The 19,314-nt window shown below is 75.3% G+C and carries 20 protein-coding genes and 1 pseudogene; 9 read left to right on the forward strand and 12 right to left on the reverse strand.

Features of this window, described 5'->3' with window-relative positions; all coding sequences use genetic code 11:
* Positions 1-93 precede the first annotated feature (93 nt).
* On the forward strand, positions 94-1,230 hold the full coding sequence (locus ABZS80_RS25800) for a cell wall anchor protein (RefSeq protein WP_355059737.1): 1,137 nt from the start codon (positions 94-96) through the stop codon (positions 1,228-1,230).
* Between the two features lie 54 nt (positions 1,231-1,284).
* Here ABZS80_RS25800 and ABZS80_RS25805 read toward each other — a convergent pair whose 3' ends face one another.
* The 3 genes from ABZS80_RS25805 to ABZS80_RS25815 are packed head-to-tail and all read right to left on the reverse strand — an operon-like array spanning position 1,285 to position 6,056.
* Positions 1,285-2,211: a serine hydrolase domain-containing protein gene (locus ABZS80_RS25805; protein WP_355059739.1), complete on the reverse strand. Its 927-nt coding sequence runs from the start codon at positions 2,209-2,211 to the stop codon at positions 1,285-1,287.
* 36 nt (positions 2,212-2,247) lie between these two features.
* Positions 2,248-4,449 carry an ATP-dependent DNA helicase RecG gene (recG, locus tag ABZS80_RS25810; RefSeq protein WP_355059741.1) on the reverse strand — a complete coding sequence of 734 codons (2,202 nt, stop codon included), beginning with the start codon at positions 4,447-4,449 and terminating at the stop codon, positions 2,248-2,250.
* Entirely contained in the window at positions 4,446-6,056 is a 1,611-nt protein-coding gene (locus ABZS80_RS25815) for a DAK2 domain-containing protein (RefSeq protein ID WP_355059743.1), read from the reverse strand. Before ABZS80_RS25815 ends, recG begins: the two co-directional genes overlap by 4 nt.
* Positions 6,057-6,289: 233 nt before the next feature.
* Between ABZS80_RS25815 and rpmB the strand changes: the two genes are divergently transcribed.
* Positions 6,290-6,481, forward strand: a complete 192-nt coding sequence (gene rpmB, locus ABZS80_RS25820; protein WP_013284551.1) for a 50S ribosomal protein L28 — start codon at positions 6,290-6,292, stop codon at positions 6,479-6,481.
* Between the two features lie 186 nt (positions 6,482-6,667).
* The gene (locus ABZS80_RS25825; RefSeq protein WP_355059745.1) at positions 6,668-7,924 is read left to right on the forward strand and encodes an ATP-grasp domain-containing protein; all 1,257 of its coding nucleotides are present in this window, start codon (positions 6,668-6,670) and stop codon (positions 7,922-7,924) included.
* Positions 7,925-7,927: 3 nt separating this feature from the next.
* Here ABZS80_RS25825 and ABZS80_RS25830 read toward each other — a convergent pair whose 3' ends face one another.
* Together ABZS80_RS25830 and ABZS80_RS25835 are read right to left on the reverse strand one after the other, a co-directional pair.
* Positions 7,928-8,389: a GNAT family N-acetyltransferase gene (locus ABZS80_RS25830; RefSeq protein WP_355059747.1), complete on the reverse strand. Its 462-nt coding sequence runs from the start codon at positions 8,387-8,389 to the stop codon at positions 7,928-7,930.
* Between the two features lie 63 nt (positions 8,390-8,452).
* Complete coding sequence (locus ABZS80_RS25835; RefSeq protein WP_355059749.1) at positions 8,453-9,400, reverse strand: thiamine-phosphate kinase; 948 nt, start codon at positions 9,398-9,400, stop codon at positions 8,453-8,455.
* Between the two features lie 165 nt (positions 9,401-9,565).
* On the opposite strand from ABZS80_RS25835, the gene ABZS80_RS25840 reads away from it, so the two are divergent.
* Together ABZS80_RS25840 and ABZS80_RS25845 are read left to right on the forward strand one after the other, a co-directional pair.
* The gene (locus ABZS80_RS25840) at positions 9,566-9,799 is read left to right on the forward strand and encodes an Lrp/AsnC ligand binding domain-containing protein (protein ID WP_013284547.1); all 234 of its coding nucleotides are present in this window, start codon (positions 9,566-9,568) and stop codon (positions 9,797-9,799) included.
* The gene (locus ABZS80_RS25845) at positions 9,800-10,414 is read left to right on the forward strand and encodes a DUF3515 family protein (RefSeq protein WP_355059750.1); all 615 of its coding nucleotides are present in this window, start codon (positions 9,800-9,802) and stop codon (positions 10,412-10,414) included.
* A gap of 30 nt (positions 10,415-10,444) precedes the next feature.
* Here ABZS80_RS25845 and ABZS80_RS25850 read toward each other — a convergent pair whose 3' ends face one another.
* Together ABZS80_RS25850 and ABZS80_RS25855 are read right to left on the reverse strand one after the other, a co-directional pair.
* Positions 10,445-11,539: a D-alanine--D-alanine ligase family protein gene (locus ABZS80_RS25850; protein ID WP_355059752.1), complete on the reverse strand. Its 1,095-nt coding sequence runs from the start codon at positions 11,537-11,539 to the stop codon at positions 10,445-10,447.
* Positions 11,540-11,746: 207 nt separating this feature from the next.
* On the reverse strand, positions 11,747-11,992 hold the full coding sequence (locus tag ABZS80_RS25855) for a hypothetical protein (RefSeq protein ID WP_355059754.1): 246 nt from the start codon (positions 11,990-11,992) through the stop codon (positions 11,747-11,749).
* A gap of 273 nt (positions 11,993-12,265) precedes the next feature.
* Between ABZS80_RS25855 and ABZS80_RS25860 the strand changes: the two genes are divergently transcribed.
* Positions 12,266-13,111, forward strand: coding sequence for a helix-turn-helix transcriptional regulator (locus tag ABZS80_RS25860; protein WP_355059756.1), 846 nt, complete (start codon positions 12,266-12,268; stop codon positions 13,109-13,111).
* A gap of 5 nt (positions 13,112-13,116) precedes the next feature.
* Positions 13,117-13,317, forward strand: coding sequence for a DUF397 domain-containing protein (locus ABZS80_RS25865; protein WP_355059758.1), 201 nt, complete (start codon positions 13,117-13,119; stop codon positions 13,315-13,317).
* 52 nt (positions 13,318-13,369) lie between these two features.
* Here the strand turns inward: ABZS80_RS25865 and ABZS80_RS25870 are convergent, their stop codons facing one another.
* The 5 genes from ABZS80_RS25870 to ABZS80_RS25890 all read right to left on the reverse strand — a co-directional run bounded on the left by ABZS80_RS25870 (position 13,370) and on the right by ABZS80_RS25890 (position 18,354).
* Complete coding sequence (locus ABZS80_RS25870; RefSeq protein WP_355059760.1) at positions 13,370-14,422, reverse strand: ROK family protein; 1,053 nt, start codon at positions 14,420-14,422, stop codon at positions 13,370-13,372.
* 112 nt (positions 14,423-14,534) lie between these two features.
* Entirely contained in the window at positions 14,535-15,326 is a 792-nt protein-coding gene (locus tag ABZS80_RS25875; protein WP_355059762.1) for a putative protein N(5)-glutamine methyltransferase, read from the reverse strand.
* A gap of 172 nt (positions 15,327-15,498) precedes the next feature.
* A complete protein-coding gene (locus ABZS80_RS25880) occupies positions 15,499-16,608 on the reverse strand; it encodes a cystathionine gamma-lyase (RefSeq protein WP_355059764.1) in 1,110 nt (369 codons plus the stop codon).
* A 7-nt stretch (positions 16,609-16,615) separates the two neighbouring features.
* The gene (locus tag ABZS80_RS25885) at positions 16,616-17,632 is read right to left on the reverse strand and encodes an NAD(P)H-dependent glycerol-3-phosphate dehydrogenase (RefSeq protein ID WP_355059766.1); all 1,017 of its coding nucleotides are present in this window, start codon (positions 17,630-17,632) and stop codon (positions 16,616-16,618) included.
* Positions 17,629-18,354, reverse strand: a complete 726-nt coding sequence (locus tag ABZS80_RS25890) for a lysophospholipid acyltransferase family protein (RefSeq protein ID WP_355059768.1) — start codon at positions 18,352-18,354, stop codon at positions 17,629-17,631. The genes ABZS80_RS25885 and ABZS80_RS25890 overlap by 4 nt, the downstream gene beginning before the upstream one ends.
* A 109-nt stretch (positions 18,355-18,463) precedes the next feature.
* Between ABZS80_RS25890 and cofC the strand changes: the two are divergent.
* Positions 18,464-19,069, forward strand: a pseudogene (gene cofC, locus ABZS80_RS25895) (2-phospho-L-lactate guanylyltransferase); the annotation flags it as partial.
* 39 nt (positions 19,070-19,108) lie between these two features.
* On the forward strand, positions 19,109-19,306 hold the full coding sequence (locus tag ABZS80_RS25900) for a cold-shock protein (RefSeq protein WP_355059836.1): 198 nt from the start codon (positions 19,109-19,111) through the stop codon (positions 19,304-19,306).
* Positions 19,307-19,314 lie beyond the last annotated feature (8 nt).

The following is a 19,314-nucleotide window of genomic DNA, read 5'->3' on the forward strand; positions in this document are numbered from 1 at the left end:
TCGACCTCGCTAGGGTCTGCCCGATTGTCGTGCGGACGCGTGGCTCCGGTCCGTCCGCCGCACTCTCCCATCCTCCCCTCATCAGGAGTAGGCGTGATTCGTCTCCACCTCCGGCGCGCCGCCGTCCTCACGGCCGGCGCGCTGATCGGCCTCGCGGGCGTCGCGGTAGTCGCGGCCCCTGCCAGCGCTCACCACAGCGAAGTCAAGGTCACGGCAGAATGTGACACCGCCAAGGGCGAATGGGTCACCACCTGGACCGTTCGCACGTACGCGCCCGGCGGCGTGACCAGCTACAAGCTCACCAAGGCCGAGGCCAGCAGCACGAAGGGCGAGACCACCTCGCCGTTCACCATCGACGGCATCCAGGCCACCGAGGGTGACTCGTACCCGCACCAGGTCTCGGAGCCGCTGGTCGGCACCGCCCGCCTGGCGGGCGACGTCACGGAGGCGTCGCTGACGGTCCGGACCGAGTGGGACAACAAGTTCCGGGAGAACGACGACAAGAGCGGGTCCATCCGGTTCAGCGAGAGTTGCGACAAGGTCGTCACTCCCCCGCCGGCCAAGGCCAACCCGACCGTCACGGTGACCTCCGACTGCACCGGCGATGTCATGGTGAAGCTGCAGAACGGCGAGGAGGCCACCAAGGAGGCCTCCTTCACCGTCACCGGCAGCGGTGACTTCAGCAAGACCGCGAACGTCGCGCCCGGCAAGAGCCTGCCGATCCACGTTCCCGCCAAGAGCGCCGCCCACATCAAGGTGACCGAGGCCGGTCAGGAGCAGCCCCTCTTCGACGACAAGCCGGCCGAAGCCAAGAACTGCGTCCAGCCGGGCGAGCCGTCGGGCGGGTACCAGTCCACCTGTGACGAGCTGATCTTCCAGATCGAGAACCCGAAGGACGGCAAGACCGTCGAGATCACCTTCACCCCGAACAAGGGCGACGCGCAGAAGCTCGTGGTGCAGCCGGGTGAGACCAAGACCGTGAAGTTCAAGGCGTTCGAGGGCCTGAAGGTGACCCCGACGGCCGAGGGCCTGGACGACTCCGGGCCGATCGCCTGGGAGAAGCCGAAGGACTGCGCGCCCGGTGAGGGTGGCGGCAAGCCCGAGGGTCCGACCCTGCCGCTGACCGGCGCGGCGACCGGCGGCATCGTGGCCGGCGCGGCCGTGCTGCTCGCCGCCGGTGCGGTGCTGTTCGTCATGGCCCGCCGTCGCCGGATCCGCTTCACCGCCTGACCACACCGAGATCGCCCGAGGGCGCGCCGACCACCCGGTCGGCGCGCCCTCCACTCATTCCACCGCCGCCTGCAGCAGCGCGGGATCGATCTCCGCCTGGTTGGTCAGCACCACGAGACGCCGGTCGGAGTCGGGGAACCAGCCCGCGAACGCCTTGTAGCCACCGTTGTCCCCGGAGTGGTGCACCGCCCGCTCCCCGGACAGCGAGCCGACGAACCAGCCGTAGCCGTACGACTCGCCGGGGCGGCCGGTGGGCGCGTGCGGGGCGGTCATGGCGGCCGCCGCGGCGGGCCCGAGCAGCCGGCCGCGGCGGGGCACGTCCAGCCAGGTCAGCAGATTCGCCCCGGTGCACCAGACGTCCCCGGCGCCCATGCTCACCGTGTCCAGGTCCCAGGACGGCACCGGCCGGCCGCCCTCGTGCCCGGTCGCCACGTCGTCCCGCCCGGCGCCGGCGCCGGCGAAGCTTCCCGTCATGCCGAGCGGCGCGAAGACCTCGTCGGCCAGGAACGCGGCGTACGGCCGGTCGGCCGCGCGTTCGACCGCCCGGGCCAGCAGGACGTAGCCGGGGCTGCTGTAGTGCCAGGCGGCGCCCGGGGCGGACAGCGGCGACAGGCTGGCGAAGACGCCCAGCAACTCGTCCGGCTCGGCGGGCGCGGCCAGGTCGATCATCGGGTAGTCCTCCCAGTGGCCCAGGCCGGAGGTGTGGGTGAGCAGGTGGTGCAGGGTGATCCCGGACCAGGCCTGCGGCGGATGCGGCAGCCAGCGGTTGACCGGGTCGGTCAGGCGCAGCGCGCCCCGCTCGGCGAGGAGCAGCACGGCGGCGGCCGCCATCTGCTTGCTGATGGACGCGATCTGGAACCGGGTCGCGGACGTGCAGGGTGACCCGGTGACCGCGTCGGCCGCGCCGGTGACCCGGGACATCAGGATGTCGTCGCCCTGTGCCAGCAGGAGCACGCCGCGATCGAGAGAGGGTTTCGGCATCGGACGAGCCTAGGCCGGGACGGCCGCCCGGTGGGGTCAGCCCTTCTCCAGGTACTCGGCCCGCTCCTCGTCGACCAGGGCGGCCACCGAGGCGGCCAGCGCCGGATGCCGGGCCAGCTCCGGATCCTCCTCGACCAGGGCGATCGCCTCGGCCCGGGCGTCCCGGATCAGGTCGGTGTCGCGCAGCAGCGACAGCAGGCGCAGGTGGGACCGGCGGCCGGACTGGGTCGCGCCCAGCACGTCGCCCTCCCGGCGCTGTTCCAGGTCCAGCTCGGCGAGCTTGAACCCGTCGGTGGTGGAGGCGACCGCGTCGAGCCGTTCCCGGGCCGAGGAGCCCTCCATCGCCTCGCTGACCAGCAGGCAGAGGCCGGCGGCCGAGCCCCGGCCCACCCGTCCGCGCAGCTGGTGCAGCTGGGAGACGCCGAACCGGTCGGCGTCCAGCACGATCATCACGGTGGCGTTGGGCACGTTGACCCCCACCTCGACCACCGTGGTCGCCACCAGCACGTCGAGGTCGCCGGCGGCGAACGAGCGCATCACCGAGTCCTTCTCGTCGGCCGGCAGCCGCCCGTGCAGCACCCCGATCCGCAGCCCGTGCAGCGGCCCCTCGGCGAGCAGCGGGGCCACCTCGGTCACCGCGAGCGGGGGCCGGCGGCCGTTGTCGTCCTCGCGGGGCGCCTCCTCGTCGGAGGCCGGACCCTCACCGATGCGAGGGCACACCACGTACGCCTGGTGTCCCTTGCCGACCTCCTCGCGCAGCCGGCGCCAGGCCCGGTCGAGGAAGGCGGGCTTCTCGGCGGCCGGCACCACGTGCGAGGCGATCGGCGAGCGGCCCTGCGGCAGCTGGGACAGGGTGGAGATCTCCAGGTCGCCGTAGACGGTCATGGCGACCGTGCGCGGGATCGGGGTGGCGGTCATGACGAGCACGTGGGGCGGCTGGTCGGCCTTGGCCCGCAGGGCGTCCCGCTGCTCCACGCCGAACCGGTGCTGCTCGTCGACCACCACGAGCCCCAGGTCGGAGAAGTCGACCCCCTCGTAGAGCAGGGCGTGGGTGCCGAGCACGATGCCGGCCCGCCCCTCGGCCACCTCGGTGAGGGCCCGGCGGCGGGCGGCCGCGCCCAGCGACCCGGTGACCAGCTCCACCCGGGTGGCGTCGTCGGCGGCGCCCAGCTCACCGGCCCGGGCGAGCGGGCCGAGCAGGTCGAGCATGCCCCGGTGGTGCTGGGCGGCGAGCACCTCGGTCGGGGCGAGCAGCGCGGCCTGCCCGCCGGCGTCGACGACCTGGAGCATGGCCCGCAGCGCGACGACCGTCTTGCCGGAGCCCACCTCGCCCTGGAGCAGCCGGTGCATCGGGTGCGCGGTGGCCAGGTCGGCGGCGATCTCCCGGCCGACGGCCTGCTGGCCGGAGGTCAGCTCGTAGGGCAGCCGGGCGTCGAACGCGTCGAGCAGGCCGCCCGGCTTCGCCGGCCGGGCCTTCGCCGGCCAGGCCGCGGCCCGGTGCTTGCGCTGCACCAGGGTGAGCTGCACGGCGAACGCCTCGTCCCACTTGAGCCGGCGGCGTGCTTTGTACAGCTCCTCCTTGCTGGTCGGCCGGTGGATCTCGCGCAGCGCGGCGCCGATGCCGACCAGGTTGCGGCTGGCCCGCACGGTGGCCGGCAGCGGATCCTCCGGCGGGGTGAACGTGTCCAGCACCACCCGCACGCAGCGGGCGATCACCCAGGTCGGCACGGCCGCCGCGGCCGGGTAGACCGGGATGAGCGCCCCGGCGAACTCCTCGACCTCCTCGTTGGCCGCCGCCTCGCCGTCGCCGCCCTCGCCGAGCAGCACGTATTCCGGGCCGTTGAGCTGCCGCTTGCCCCGGAACTCGGTGACCTTGCCGGCGAACAGCCCCCAGCGGCCGGGGCGCAGCTCCCGCTCCCGCCACGCCTGGTTGCCGAAGAAGGTGCAGGTGAGCACCCCGCCGGAGCCGTCGCCGACGGTGACCTCCAGCAGGTTGCCCCGGCGCTGCCGCATCGGCCGGACCGCGGTGCGCTGCACCTGGGCCAGCACGGTGACCTGCTCCCCCACGTCCAGCGAGCGGATGTCGGTGTGCTCGCCGCGCTCGTCGTAGCGGCGGGGGAAGTGGTAGATCAGGTCGCCGGCCGTGTGCAGGTCGAGGTGGCTCGCCAGGGCCTTGGCCGTGCGCTCCCCGACCAGCTTCTTGAGCGGCGTGTCCACGGTGGCCGGTTCGCTCGTCATTCGACCCCCAGCAGGAGCGGATAGTGCGGCTGCCCGCCCTCGTACGCCTGCACCTCGACGAACGGCCAGGACCGCTCGACGTGCTCGCGGACGCGGTCGGCCAGCCCGGCGGGGGCGTCCGCCCCGCAGAGCAGGGTGACCAGCTCGCCGCCGCCGCCGAGCATCCGGTCGACCACGGCGGTGCAGGTGCCGAGCAGGTCGGCGCCGATGAGGTGCACCTCGCCCTCGACCAGCGCCAGCACGTCGCCCGGCCGGCACGGCCCGGCCACGGTGAGCGCCTCCCTGCTCGCGTGGCAGACCTCGGCGTAGCGGCAGGCGCCGGCGGCCTCGGCCATGGCGATGACGTCGTCCTCGAAGCGCCGCTTCGGGTCCCGCACGGCGAGGGCGGCGAGGGCCTGCACCGGGGACCGGGTGGGCACCACGCTCACCTTCACCCCGAGCCCGTGCGCCTCCCGCGCGGCGGCGCTCGCCACCGACTGGGCGTTGGGGTCGTTGGGCAGGACCACCACCCGGGCGGCGCCCGTGGCCCGGATCGCGTCGAGCAGCTCGCCGGTGGACGGGTTGGCCGGCACCACGGTGGCGCCCTCGGCGCCGAGCAGCTCGGCGATGCCGGCGCCGGTGGCGACCACCACGGCGGCCCGGCCGTCGGGCCGCGCCGCCGGGGGCGACGGCGCCGGCGCCGCCTGGTCGGCGAACCGGGTCACCGTGATCCGGTGCGGCCGGCCGGCCACCACGCCGGCCTCGACGGCCGCCCCGACGTCGTTGACGTGCACGTGCACGTTCCATGTTCCGCTGTCGCCGACGATCACCAGGGAGTCGCCGAGGGCGTCCAGCTCGCCGCGCAGCCGGGCCACCGCCTCGTCGGTGGCGTCGAGCAGGTACTGCACCTCGTAGGCGTAGGCCGGGGAGCCGGTCTCCCGGACGGCGGTGGCGGGCGCGCGGGCCGCGGGCGGCGGGGGCGCCGGCTGCGGCGGGCTCTCCCCGGTGACCACCTCGACCAGCGCGTCGAGCAGCAGGCAGAGGCCGCGCCCGCCGGCGTCGACCACGCCGGCCCGGGCGAGCGCGGGCAACTGCTCGGGGGTACGCGCCAGCGCGCGGGCCGCCTCGCCGGCGGCCGCCCGGGCCACCGCTCGCAGGTCGTCGGTGTCCGCCCGCTCGGCCGCGCGGGCGGCGGCGGCGACCACGCTGAGCAGGGTGCCCTCGACCGGGTGGGCGACCGCGGCGTAGGCGGCGGTGGTGGCGTCGGCCAGCGCGGCGGCGAGGTGCCGGCCGCGGACCGCCGGCGCGGCGGCGAGCGCGTCGGCGAAGGCGCGCAGGATCTGCGAGAGGATCACCCCGGAGTTGCCCCGCGCCCCGAGTAGCGCGCCCCGGGCCATGAGCCGCAGGGCGTGGCCGTGCGGGGTGCGCCCGTCGTCGGGGAGGGTCTCCAGGTCCATGGCGAGGGCCTGCTGGGCCGAGGTGAGGGTGAGCACGAGGTTGGTGCCGGTGTCGCCGTCGGGGACCGGGTAGACGTTGAGCTCGTCGATCTCGCCCTGGTGGCGCTGGAGGGCGGCCAGCCCGCTCGCGCACCAGCGGCGCACCGCGGCGGCGTCGAGGGTGTCCAGCACGTCGGGAAGCCTACTGGCGCGGACCGACACCCGCCGGGGCCGGCCGCTTCCGGCCGGCGTGTCCGGGACAGCCCGGGGACGGGCCCGTCACCCGCCGGCGTCCCCGCAGGTACGCTGGGCCGGTCCCGACCGGGCCGGTTGGGCGTCCCGGCCTGTCATCGGGTAACCTGGCCAGGTTGCCCGGGCTGCGCCTGGCGGCGACCTCATGAACGTTTCAATCCCAGGAGTATCCCGTGGCTAGCGTGTGCGACGTCTGTGGCAAGGGGCCGGGCTTCGGCCACAACGTGTCCCACTCGCACCGGCGGACCAACCGCCGCTGGAACCCGAACATCCAGTCGGTGCGTACCCCGGCCGGTGGCGGCACCACCAAGAAGTTGCAGGTCTGCACCTCGTGCATCAAGGCCGGCAAGGTCACCCGCGCCTGACGCGGTAGCACCGCCTTCACTGCTTCGCCGGATGCCGGCGGACCTCTCGGGTCCGCCGGCTTCTGTCGTGTCCGCCGTCCTCCGCTGACGCGTCGCCGACCGTCCGGTGACCGGCCGCGCCGCCCCGGTTAGGGTGCTGCTGCGCCGGCCGTCCGTTCCGGCGCCACGCGTGGGGAGGTACGACCGGTGGAGCTGGACCTGGGGCGGGAGCAGCTGGTGGTGATCGGCGGGTCGTTCGGCTCGCTGCGCTGGTTCGACCAGGAGCTGCCGCCCGGCAGCGTGGTCCTGGTCGAGGAGCCGGATGTGATCCGCCGCCGCGGCCTGGACCGTTTCGTCGCCGGGTTGTCGATGGTCGCCCGGCTCGTGCCGGCCGAGTACCAGACCGGGTTCGACGCCGACGCCCTGCTCGCCCGGGAGCCCGGCCTCACCGGTGCGCGACTGGTCCTGCCCGGCCTGGAGTACGCGGTCGGCGCCGCCGCCCGGCTGGCCGACCGGCTCGGTCTGCCCGGCGCCGGGGTGTCCGCCGCCGACGTCTTCTCCGACAAGCACCGGATGCGGCTGCTCGCCGCTGCCACCGGCCTGGCCAACCCGGCGTACGAGCTGGTCGACGACCCGGCGCGGGCGGCGGAGTTCGCACGGGCGCACGGTGGCCGGTGCGTGCTCAAGCCCACCCGCCGCTCCGGCAGCCTGGGCGTGCAGCTGGTGAGCGACCCGGCAGAGATCGCCGGGCGCTGGGCGGCCAGCGCCGCCCCGCCGGAGCCGGCCGAGACCACCGAGCGCGGCCTGCCCACCGGGGTCCTGGTGGAGGAGCTGCTGGTCGGTTCAGAGCACAGCGTCGAACTGCTGGTCGGCGAGGGCGAGACGATCTTCGCCAACGTCACGGACAAGCGGATCGCCGGCGGCCGGTACCCGGTGGAGACCGGGCACACCGTGCCGTCCGCGCTGCCGGGGCCGGAGCAGGGGGCGCTGCGGGACGCGGCGGTCCGGCTCGCCGAGGCGGCCGGCTTCGGCAGCGGGATGCTGCACAGCGAATGGATCATGGTCGGCGGGGTGCCGACGCTTGTCGAGTGCGCCGCCCGGATGCCGGGCGACATGATCACCGCGCTGGTCTCGATCGCCTACGAGGTCGACTTCATCGAGGCGTACCTGCGGGTCCTGCGCGGCGAGCGGCCCGCGCTGCGGGCCCGGCCGACCGGCGCGGCGGCCGTCGAGTTCCTGATCGCCCCGCCGGGCCGGGTCACCGCGGTGGACGGCCGGCGGGCCGCCCTGCGGGTGCCGGGCGTGCTCGACGTGCAGGTCGAGGCGAAGGTCGGGGACCACGTGCCGGAGCTGCTCTCCTCGGCGCACCGCAGCGGGCACCTGCTGGCCTGGGGCGCCACCCCCACCGAGGCGGAGGGCGCCGCCCGCAAGGCCGCCGGCGAGATCCGGATCACCGCCGGCTGACGGTCAGAGGGTGCGGCCGTAGGAGAGGCAGCCCGGGGCGTCCTGGTAGAAGCCGAAGTTCGGGATCCGCTCGTAGCCGGCCGAGGCGTACATGGCCAGCGCCTCGGGCTGCTTGTCGCCGCACTCCAGGATGATCCGCTTGCGGCCGTGCTCCCGGGCGGACCGCTCGACGGCCGCGAGCACCGCGCGGGCCACGCCCCGGCCCCGGGCGGCCGGCGCCGTGTACATCCGCTTCAGCTCGGCCGTGTCGTCGCCGTGGCTGCGCCAGCCCCCGCAGCCCACCGGCTCCCCGTCGAGGTAGGCGACCAGGAAGGTGCCGGCCGGCGGCTCGAACTCGGCCGCGTCGACCGGCGTGTCGTCGCCGCTGCCGCCGTACCGCTCGCCGAGGTCGACCAGGGCCGCCCGGATCAACGCCTGCGACTCGGGCGCGTCGAAGCGCTGCGCCCGGATCTCGATCTCGCTCACGACATGCAGGGTACGACCGGGATCGGGCCCGCCCGGAGCCCGATCGCCCGCATCGGACGCAGATCACTCCGTCCGGCGGAAGTGGTCCCAGCCCGCGGGGCCGGCGTACGGCGAGGCGTCCACGGTCACCCCGGCGCCCTCGGTCACCCGCCCCACCGGCCGCCAGCCCGCCGGCAGCGTCGCGCCCGCCGGGAAGGTCGCGGCCAGCGCGTGGTCGTCGCCCCCGGCCAGGATCCACGAGTACGGGTCGACGCCGAGCGCCTGCGCCGCGTCGCGCATCTGCCGGGGCACCTCGAACGCCTCCCGGGTCAGGTCGACGGCCACCCCGCTGGCCTTCGCCACGTGCCCCAGGTCGGCCAGCAGCCCGTCCGACACGTCGATCATGGCGGTGGCGCCCTGCGCGGCGGCCTCCGGGCCGGCCGCGTACGGCACCTCGGGCCGGCGGAACGCCTCGACCAGCAGCCGCGGCGTGCGGAAGCCCCGGGACAGCACCGTGTAGCCGGCCGCCGCCCAGCCGGTGCGCCCGGCGAGCGCCACCACGTCGCCCGGGCGGGCGCCGGAGCGCACCACCGGCGGCCGGCCGCCCAGGTCACCGAGGGCGGTCACCGCGACGGTCAGCGTGGGGCTGGCGGACATGTCCCCGCCCACCACGCTCGCGCCCACCAGGGCCGCCTCGGCGCCCAGCCCGTCGGCCAGTTCCTCGGCCCAGCTCGGGTCGAGGTCGGCCGGCATGCACAGGGCGACCAGCAGCGCGGTCGGGGTGGCCCCCATGGCCGCGATGTCCGCCAGGTTGGCCGCCGCCGCCCGGTGGCCCACGTCCCGCGCCCCCGACCAGTCCCGGCGGAAGTGCCGCCCCTCGACCAGCACGTCGGTGGAGGCGACCACCCGCCGGTCCGGCGCCGCCACCACCGCCGCGTCGTCGCCGGGGCCGAGCAGGCAGCTCTCCCCGTACGACAGCCGGGCGGTCACCCGGTCGATCAGCCCGAACTCCCCGACACCCGCGACCGTCATGCCGTCCCCTCGCCGCGCCTGCACGATTCCGCCCTCCCACCGCCGGTTGCCCCGGCGTGCGCTCGCTCACCGCGTCCAGCCGGCCACCGATAGGGATCGGGCCTGCTCCGTAAGGTAGTTTCACCCTTCGGGTCGCCCCACGCGGCGACGGACGGAGGTCGAGTCGTGGTACAGGCGTACATCCTCATCCAGACGGAGGTCGGTCGGGCACGTGACGTGGCCGGTCTGATCGCGGACCTTGCCGGCGTGGTACGCGTCGACGCCGTCACCGGGCCCTACGACGTGGTCGTCCTCACCGAGGCCAACACCGTCGACGAGCTCGGCAAACTCATCGTCAGCAAGGTGCAGATGGTGCCCGGCATCACCCGCACCCTCACGTGCTCGGTGGTGCGGCTGTAAGTGGAAGAGATCACGTCCTCCCCCGCTGTCGACGAGTCCCGCCCGGCGCGTCGCGACCGGTCGACCCGCGGCGCCGCGCTCTGGGCGACGCTCGTCGCGGTGCCGGTCACCCTGGCGGTGGCCGGGTTCACCTTCGCGAAGCTGGCCCCGGACTCCCCGGCCGCCGCGCCCAGCCCGTCGGCGAGCGCCGCCCGGCCGCAGTCGACCACGCCGGTCGAGCTGCCGGCCCCCGCCCTGGCCGAGCGCCCCGCCACGGTGTGCCGCGCCCTGGTGTCGCAGCTCCCGGCGACCGTCCGCGACCTGGCGCAGCGACCGGTCACCGCCGGCGCCGAGCAGAACGCCGCGTACGGCGACCCGGCGTTGACCGTGGCCTGCGGCGGCACGCCGCCGATCGTGCAGCCCACCGACGAGGTCTGGTCGGTCAACAAGGTCTGCTGGCACGCCGTGCAGGAGGCGGACGCCGCCGTGCTGACCACCGTCGACCGGGAGACCCCGGTGCGGGTGCGGGTCCCGAAGCAGTACGAGCAGCCGCTCCAGTGGGTCACGCCGATCGCCGACGCGATCGTCGCCTCGGTGCCCGCCGCGAAGACGGCCCCGTCCGGCTGCTCCGCCTGACCGTCGCCGGCCGGTCGCGACGCCAGGGCGTCAGCGGCCGGCGCGGCGCAGGGCCGTGCGGATGAGCCGGTTGACCAGCTTCGGATACTCCAGTCCGCTGGCCGCCCACATCCGGGGGAACATCGAGGTCGGGGTGAAGCCCGGCATCGTGTTGATCTCGTTGAGGTAGACGTCCAGCTCCGGGGTGACGAAGAAGTCGGCCCGGGCCAGTCCGGAGCAGTCCAGCGCGGTGAACGCGCGGGTCGCGTACTCGCGCACCTGCCGGGTCACCGGCTCGGGCAGGTTCGCCGGGATGTCGTACTCGCAGGCGTCGTCGATGTACTTGGCCTCGAAGTCGTACCAGTCGTGGCCGGAGACCACCCGCACCTCGGCCAGCACCGACGCCTCGGGGGCGCCGCCGGCCTCGCCCTCCAGCACGCCGCACTCGATCTCGCGGCCCGCGATCGCGCCCTCGACGAGCACCTTCGTGTCGATCTCCCGGGCGGTGGCGACGGCCGCGTCGAGCTGCGCCCAGTCGTCGACCTTCGTGATGCCGAAGGAGGAGCCGGCGCGGGAGGGCTTCACGAAGACCGGCAGCCCGAGGCGCGCCTTGTCCTCCTCGGTCAGCGTCATCCCGGCGCGCAGCACCACGTACGGGCCGACCGGGATGCCCTCGGCGGCGCAGAGCTTCTTGGTGAACTCCTTGTCCATGGCGGCCGCCGAGGCGAACACGTTCGCGCCGACGTAGGGGATGTCGGCCATCTCCAGCATCCCCTGGATGGTGCCGTCCTCGCCGTAGGCGCCGTGCAGCACCGGGAAGACCACGTCCACGTCGGCGAGCGCCACGGGGCCCTGGGTCGGGTCGAGCACCATGAGGCCGCCCACGGCCGGGTCGGCGCGCAGCACCAGCTCGGCGCCGGAGCCGGCGGTGATCTCGGGGAGCTTGCGGTCGGCGATGGCGAGCTGGTCCGGGTCGCCGCTGGCCAGCACCCACTGCCCCTGCCGGGTGATGCCGACCGGCACGACCTCGAACTCGTCGGGGTCGAGGGCGGCCAGCACGCTGCCGGCGCTCACGCAGGAGATGCCGTGCTCCGGGCTGCGGCCGCCGAAGACGATCGCCACGCGGGTCTTGCCTGGGGTGCTCACCCGCTTGACCTTACTGTGCGTGGCGAGCGTCGGTGGCGCATACCCGGGGAGACGACGCAGCGGGCGGCAACCGGTCAGCAGACCATATACGGTGAGTAACCGGATGGGACGAAGGCGGTAAGCCCGGGCGGCCGGTGGCGGGACCTGCCACCGGCCGCCCGGCTCCCCGCCCCCGTCACCGCGTCCCGGGGGCGGGCCCGGTTCAGCTCACTGGTCCGCGGTCCGGGGCCGGCGGCCCACCGCGATGACCTTGACCCGTTGCCGGCCGGCGCGGACCATGCCCAGCGCCATGAAGGCGCCGGCGATCCGGTCCGCCGCCTCGCGGCTGCTCGCGCCGACCACCTGCCGGCGCCGTTCGGGGCTGGTCCGCTCGTTGCGCCAGATGCCGTCGAGGGGGCGCAGGTCGGCCTCGAGGGGGCGCACGTCGGTGAGGACCACGAGGAAGCGGGTCATCGCCGCCCACCCTCGTCGGCGGGGTGGCAGGCCGTCACCGTCATCGCGAATCCTCCCCGTCTGGCGTGCGGTACGGGCACGCGGCGATCGGGTCGTGGGGGAGTAAAACCCGATCACCGCGCGCCCCATCCCCTCCGGTCGCTCACCACCACCGTCGCCACGACAACCGGTGGTGAGGACGCCGTCACAGATTGACAGGTGGACAAGCGTGAATGCAACTCTCATCGGATTTCTCTCATGCCCAAGCTCCCGTTGATGTGCGACCATCGATGCATGGCGCCGAAGACCGCCCGGGCCCGACGGCTCGGCATCGCCCTGCGGACCCACCGGGAGGCCGCCGGCCTCACCCTGGAGGCCGCGGCCGACGAGATCAACAGCACCCGCAGCACCCTGTCCCGCTACGAGAACGCGCAGACGCTGGTCAACCCGGCCACCGTGCGGGCGCTGCTCACCCTCTACGGGGTGGGGCCCGACGAGATCGCCGGTGCCGTGCAACTCGCCAAGGACGCCCGCAAGCCCGGCTGGTGGGTGTCCTACTCGTACCTGCTGGACCGGCGGACCATCGACTTCATCGCCCTGGAGGCGGAAGCCACCGGGATCGCCAACTTCGAGCCGTCGGTGGTGCCGGGCCTGCTCCAGACCGCCGACTACATCCGCGGGGTGATGCGCGGCGGCCCGCACACCCTCAGCGACGAGCAGGTGGAGCAGCGGGTCAAGCTGCGGCTCGACCGCCAGCAACGGCTCACGGGTGACAATCCGCCGATCCTCGACGCCATCATCGACGAAGGGGCGTTACTGCGCCCGGTCGGGGACCGGACCGTGATGGGGGGCCAGCTCCAGCACCTGTTGAAGATGGCCGAACTGCCCAACATCACCGTGCAGGTGATCCCCCTCTCCGCCGGATACCACCGGGGGACGCGGGGGTCGCTGCACATCCTGGAGTTCGCCGATCCGGAGGACCCGATCATCGCCTCGGTCGAGACGGTGGCCGGGCAGATGGTGCTGGACCGGCCGGGCGACCTGCGCACCTGCACCAAGATCATGGAGCACCTGCGGACCGTGGCGCTGAGCCCGGCGGCCAGCCGGGACGAGCTGCTCCGCCTGCTGAACGAGAGGTAGAACCCATGAACGGCACGAACAGCCCGCACCCGCCGGCGACCGGCTGGCGCAAGAGCAGCCACAGCGGCGACGAGGGCGCGTGCGTCGAGATGGCGCCGCTGCCGGAGGCGGTCGCGGTCCGCGACTCCAAGGACCCGGCCGGCCCGGTGCTGGTCTTCCCGCCGGCCGCGTGGGCCGCCTTCACCGGCGCCCCACCGCGCCCCTGATCCGCCGGTCGCCGGCACCGCAGCACTGCCGCGGGCCGGCGACGGCCCCGGCTCAGCCGGCGACCAGCGGACCCGCGGCGGCCCCGCCGCGGACCGCCTCCAGCGCCGCGATGGCCACCCCGCGCGCACCGGCCATGTCCCGGTCGGGCACCAGCGCGAAGGTGGCCACCGCGCGCTGCTCGGCGCGCAGCACGGTGTGCTCCCGCACGGTGGCCAGGAACCAGTCGCGGAACTCGGGCGCCGCCTCCACCACCCCGCCACCCACGAAGTACGCGTGCGGGTCGGTGAAGTTGGCCGCGATGGTGAACAGCCGGCCCAGCGCCATGGCCTGCTGGGTGAAGAGTTCGCGGGCCAGCGCGTCGCCCCGCTCGCCGTAGCCCCGGACCAGCTTCGCCGCCCGGCCCGGCTCCTCCCCCGCCAGCGGGTGCCCCGGGAACCGGCCCAGCCAGTACGGCAGCAGGTGGTGCGCGATGGCGGTGAGCGAGGCGACGCTCTCCGCGTCCCCCGCGAAGCCGCAGGCGCAGACCGGCACCGGCTGGCCCGGCCCGAGCAGCCCGTCCAGCGGGATGTGCACGTGCCCGAACTCACCGGCCATGCCGGCCGCGCCGCCGACGACCCGGCCGCCCTCCACCACGCCGCCGCCGAGCCCGGTGCCGACGATCGCGGCGACCGAGGAGCGGGCCATCGCGTCGGCGCCGAAGTGCACGTGGTGCGCGTAGAGGGCCGCCGCGTTGCCGTCGTTGGCGTAGACCACCGGCAGGCCGAGCCGGTGCTCCAGCGCGCCGCGCACGTCGTAGCCGCGCCACGCGGGCTGGGAGAAGTTGGTCGAGCCGCGCGAGGAGATCACCCCGGTGGCGCTGGCCGGGCCGGGCGTGTCCAGCCCGACCGCGCGGACCAGCTCGCGGGGCACCCCGGTCAGCGCCAGCACCCCGTCGAGCGCCCGGGCGAGGGCCTCGATCGCCGCGTCCGGGCCGGCCTGGACCTCGCTCGGGATCTCCACCAGCCCGTCCACCAGGAACCGGCCGTCGACCGTCAGCACGGTGGCGTTGTTGCTCGTGCCGCCGTTGTCCAGACCCACCACCACCGGCACACCCGCGCTGCCCACCGCCACCGCCTCCCGCCGAGCCTGACCTGAGGCTAGTTCGCGCCGCGGCGTCCCGCCACGGTCGCGCGACCCCGCCCGCCCGGTCCCGGCGCGGGCGGGGTCGGGCGGCGTCTCACCCGTGACGGCGGGCGGTGACGGCGGTGGCCTCCAGGTCGTCGTCGCGCACCACGGACGGGTCCAGGCCGGCGTCGGCCATGATCTGGCAGAGCGCCCCGGCCTGGCCGGCGCTCACCTCCACCGCCAGGTGCCCGCCGGGGGCCAGCCACTCGGCCGCGCCGGCGGCCACCCGGCGCAGCACGGCCAGCCCGTCCGCGCCGCCGTCCAGCGCCACCGGGGCCTCGTGCAGCCGCGCCTCCGCCGGCAGCATGGCCACGGCGCCGCTCGGCACGTACGGGGCGTTCGCCACCACCAGGTCCAGCCGTCCCCGCCACCGCACCGGCAGCGGCGCGAACAGGTCGCCCTGGTAGACCGGCACGCCCAGCGGGGTCAGGTTGCGCCGGGCGCAGGCCACCGCGGCCGGGTCGACGTCGGCGGCGGCCAGCCAGCGGGGCGCCAGCCGGCCGTGCAGCACCAGCGCGGCGGCGCCCGAGCCGCAGCAGAGGTCGAGGACGGCGGGCGACGGACCGGCCACCGCCGCGGCGGCGGCGACCAGCAGGGCGGTCCGGCCGCGGGGCACGAACACCCCGGGGTCGACGGCGACCCGCAGGCCGCAGAACTCGGCCCAGCCGAGCAGGTGCTCCAGCGGCAGGCCGGCGATCCGGCGGTCGACCAGGTCGGTGAGGGCCTCGGCCGACCCGGCGGCGGCGATCAGCAGGTCCGCCTCGTCCTCGGCGAAGACGCAGCCGGCGGCGCGCAGCCGCCGGACGAGGGCGGGACGGTCGGGAGAGAACAGGGTGGATGGCATGGCTGGCCTTTCGGGAACGCTCGTCGGCGCTCCCGGCGTCGCCCTAACCCTGGGGCGACGCGGACTCGGAGGGAGCGCCGGTCCTCTGCTGGTGGATCGGTCTCACCTCCTCCGGTCGGGGCCCACGCGGGCCGTTGCTGCCCGTCACCTTAGCGGAGCGGGCCGGCCCCCGTCAGGCCGCGTCGAGCGCGGCCGTCACGTCGGCCACCAGGTCGGCGCCGTCCTCGATGCCGCAGGAGAGCCGGACGAAGCCGGGCGCGGTGTCGTCCCCCCACTGGGCCCGCCGGTCGGCCGTGGTGTGCAGCCCGCCGAACGAGGTGGCGGCGGACACCAGGCGGGACGCGTCGAGGAAACGGGCCACCCGGTCGGCGTCGCCCAGGTCGAAGGAGAGCACACCGGGCATCCGTCGCATCTGGACCGAGGCCACCGGGTACGCCGGGTCGGCCGGCAGCCCGGGCCAGCGCAGGCCGGTCACGTCGCCGCGGCCGGCGAGCAGCCCGGCCAGCGCCTCGGCGTTGGCGGTCTGCCGGGCCAGCCGCAGGTCCACGGTCGCCAGCGAGCGGTGCGCCAGCCAGCAGTCGAACGCCCCCGGCACCCCGCCGGTGGTGGTCCGCCAGGCGGTCACCGCGTCGAGCAGCTCGGCGGAACGGGTCGCCACGTAGCCGAGCAGCAGGTCGGAGTGGCCGGTGAGGGCCTTGGTGCCGGAGGCGACCACCACGTCGGCGCCGAGCTCCAGCGGGCGCTGGCCGAGCGGGGTGGCGGTGGTGTTGTCGACCGCGACGAGGGCCCCGGCGGCGTGCGCCGCGGCGGCGAGCGCCGGCACGTCGGCCACGTCCAGGCCGGGGTTCGCCGGGGTCTCCAGCAGCACCAGACGGACACCCTCGAACGACGGGTACGGCCCGGCGGTCGGCACGAAGGCGACGCGTACGCCGATGCCCTCCAGGGTGGCGGTGGCGAAGGCGCGCACCGGGAAGTAGCCGTCCGCGGGGAGCAGCACGGTGTCCCCGGGGCGCAGCAGCGCCAGCAGCAGGCCGGTGATGGCCGCCTGGCCGCTCGCGAAGACCCGGCAGTCGCCGCCCTCCAGCTCGCCGACGGCGGCCTCCAGCAGCCGCCGGGTGGGGTTGTCCGGCCGCCCGTACCCGTTGGGGGTCGCCTCCGGCCCCCGCCACGGGTCCAGGTGGTACGGCGCGGCGAACACCGGCCCCGGCAGGAACGGCTGGCCCGGTTCCGGCGCGGGCAGCCCGGCGTGCACGCTGCGCGTGCCGTCACCCCACTCGGTCATGGCCGCCTCACTCGTACGACTCGGGCTTCGCGGTCCGGCTCATGAGGGCGTCCACGGCGAGCCGCGGGTCCATCCCCTCGTGGCAGATCCGCTCGATCTGCTCGGTGATCGGCATCTCCACCCCGTGCGCGCGGGCCAGGTCCCGGATGGCCAGGCAGCTCTTCACGCCCTCGGCGGTCTGCCGGGTGGCCGCCTGGGCCTGCTCCAGGGTCTCCCCCCGGCCCAGGTGCTCGCCGAAGGTGCGGTTGCGGGCCAGCGGCGACGAGCAGGAGGCGACCAGGTCACCCATGCCGGCCAGGCCGGCGAAGGTGATCGGGTCGGCGCCGAGCGCCACGCCCAGCCGGGCGGTCTCGGCCAGGCCGCGGGTCATCAGCATGGCCCGGGTGTTGTCGCCGAAGCCCATGGCGGTGGCGATGCCGTACGACAGGGCGATCACGTTCTTCACGGCCCCGCCCAGCTCGCAGCCGATCACGTCGTCGTTGGTGTACGGCCGGAAGTACGGCGTGCGGATCGACGACTGCACCAGGGCGGTCCGGCGGCTGTCGGTGCCGGCGACCACGGTCGCGGCCGGCTGCTCGGCGGCGATCTCCGGGGCCAGGTTCGGCCCGGAGACGACCACCACCCGGTCGGCCGGCACCCCGGCGGTCTCCATGATCACCTGGCTCATCCGCTTGGTGGTGCCCAGCTCGATGCCCTTCATGAGGGAGACGAGCGTGGCGTCCGGGTCCAGGTACGGGGTCCACTCGGCGAGGTTGCCGCGCAACGTCTGCGACGGCACGGAGAGCACCACCACCTCAGCGCCGGCGATCGCCTCCTCGGCGTCCCCGGTCGCGGTGACCCGGTCGGGCAGCCGCACGTCCGGCAGGTAGTCCGGATTGTGGCGCCCGACCCGGATTGCCTCGGCCACCGAGGCGCGCCGGGCCAGGATGGTCACGTCCCGGCCGGCGTCGGCGAGGATCTTGGCGAAGGCGGTGCCCCACGAGCCCGCGCCCAGCACCGCGACGTGCCCGCTGCGCCCGCTCACTCGGTCACCTCGGGCGTGTGCGTCCGGGCCGGCCGCTCCCACAGCGGCGGTGGTGTGCCGCCACGTATCTCGGCGACCAGGTCCCGGATCCGCAGCATGATCGTGTCCGTCATCTCCTCCAGGATCGCCCGGGTCGGCGTGGCGCCCTCCCACCGGCTCAGGTCGACCGGCGGCCCGGCGACCACCGTCACCGGCGTACGTGGTCGCAGCCCGACGCGGGCCGTCCGCGGATCGAACATCTTCTCCGGGCCGACCATGGCCATCGGGATCACCGGCGCGCCCGTGGCCAGCGCCAGCCGGGCCGCACCGGTCTTGCCCTTCATCGGCCACAGGTCCGGTTCGCGGGTGGTGGTCCCCTCCGGGTAGATCACCACGGCGCCGCCCTGGTGCACCGCGGCGACCAGCTTGTCCAGCGACCGGGCCGCCTCGACGCTGCCGCGCTCGACCGGGATCTGCCGGCACCGGTGCAGGATCCAGCCGATCACCGGCACCCGGAACACGCTGGCCTTGCCGAGGAACTGCGGCCAGCGCCCGGCGTCGTGGATGAAGTGCGCGGACACCAGCGGGTCCGCGTGCGAGATGTGGTTGGGCACGATGATGATGCCGCCGTCGCCGCCCAGGTGCTCCATGCCCCGCCAGGTGCGGCGCGTCCACACGGTCAACACCGGCTTCACCAGCACCACGGCGAACCGTGGCCAGAATCCCAGCCTCCGCCGTGCCACCCTGCCTCCTCGTTCCGCCCCACGCGCGCACGCCCCGGGACGAAATCATGCCTGCTCGCTCCGGGTCCGGCCAGTGAGGGTACCGCCGTCCGGCTGGCAGGATTGTCACGTGCCTGAGCCGACCTGGACCGTGGTGGTGCCGGTGAAGCGCCTCGGAGTGGCGAAGAGCCGCCTGCGGGGCGCGCTGCCCGGCGTACCCCACGAGGAGCTGGCGCTGGCCCTGGCGGCCGACACGGTCCGCGCGGTGGTGGCCTGTCCGGCGGTGGCCGGGGTGCTGGTGGTGACCGACGACCCCCGGGTGGAGGCCGAGGCGACGGCGGCCGGCGCGACGGTCGTCCCGGACCCGGCGGCCGGGCTGAACGCGGCCTTCCGGCAGGGCGCGGCGGGGGCCGGCCCGCGCGCGGCGGTGGCCGGACTCACCGCCGACCTGCCGGCGCTGCGCCCGGCCGACCTGGCCGAGGCGCTGCGGGCCGCCCCCACCGGCGGGGTACGCGGGTTCGTGGCCGACGCCCCGGGCAGCGGCACCGTGCTGCTCGCCGCGCCGCCCGGAGTGCCCCTGGCGCCCCGCTTCGGCCCCGGCTCGGCGGCGGCGCACGCGGCGAGCGGAGCGCTGCCGCTGCCCGGCGGCTGGCCCACGCTGCGCCGCGACGTGGACACCCCGGCCGACCTGACCGCCGCCGCCCGGCTCGGCGCCGGCCCGCGCACCGCCGCGCTGCTGGCCAGGGCCGGCCGGGATGTCGGGTACGGTGCTGGCATGCAGGGCACGGTGGCCACCTACGACGCGTCGACCCGCAGCGGCGTGCTGCTCCTCGACGACGGCACCGAGCTGGCCTTCCCCACGCGCGCGTTCGACGCCTCCGGGCTGCGGCTGCTCCGGCTCGGGCAGCGGGTCCGCATCGAGCGGGACGCCGCCGGCGAGGTCGTCCGGGTGACGTTGCCGACGATGGCGTGACCAACCTG

The organism is Micromonospora sp. NPDC005305 (assembly GCF_040607315.1).
Classification (GTDB): Bacteria; Actinomycetota; Actinomycetes; order Mycobacteriales; family Micromonosporaceae; genus Micromonospora.

Excerpts from the sequence above, each read along its gene's own strand:
- ABZS80_RS25880 (WP_355059764.1), bottom strand. The coding sequence starts at position 16,608 with ATGACCGAGTGGGGTGACGGCACGCGCAGCGTGCACGCCGGGCTGCCC.
- ABZS80_RS25865 (WP_355059758.1), top strand. The coding sequence starts at position 13,117 with ATGAACGGCACGAACAGCCCGCACCCGCCGGCGACCGGCTGGCGCAAG.
- ABZS80_RS25875 (WP_355059762.1), bottom strand. The coding sequence starts at position 15,326 with ATGCCATCCACCCTGTTCTCTCCCGACCGTCCCGCCCTCGTCCGGCGG.
- ABZS80_RS25900 (WP_355059836.1), top strand. The coding sequence starts at position 19,109 with ATGCAGGGCACGGTGGCCACCTACGACGCGTCGACCCGCAGCGGCGTG.
- recG (WP_355059741.1), bottom strand. The coding sequence starts at position 4,449 with ATGACGAGCGAACCGGCCACCGTGGACACGCCGCTCAAGAAGCTGGTC.
- ABZS80_RS25860 (WP_355059756.1), top strand. The coding sequence starts at position 12,266 with ATGGCGCCGAAGACCGCCCGGGCCCGACGGCTCGGCATCGCCCTGCGG.
- ABZS80_RS25855 (WP_355059754.1), bottom strand. The coding sequence starts at position 11,992 with ATGACCCGCTTCCTCGTGGTCCTCACCGACGTGCGCCCCCTCGAGGCC.
- ABZS80_RS25835 (WP_355059749.1), bottom strand. The coding sequence starts at position 9,400 with ATGACGGTCGCGGGTGTCGGGGAGTTCGGGCTGATCGACCGGGTGACC.
- ABZS80_RS25805 (WP_355059739.1), bottom strand. The coding sequence starts at position 2,211 with ATGCCGAAACCCTCTCTCGATCGCGGCGTGCTCCTGCTGGCACAGGGC.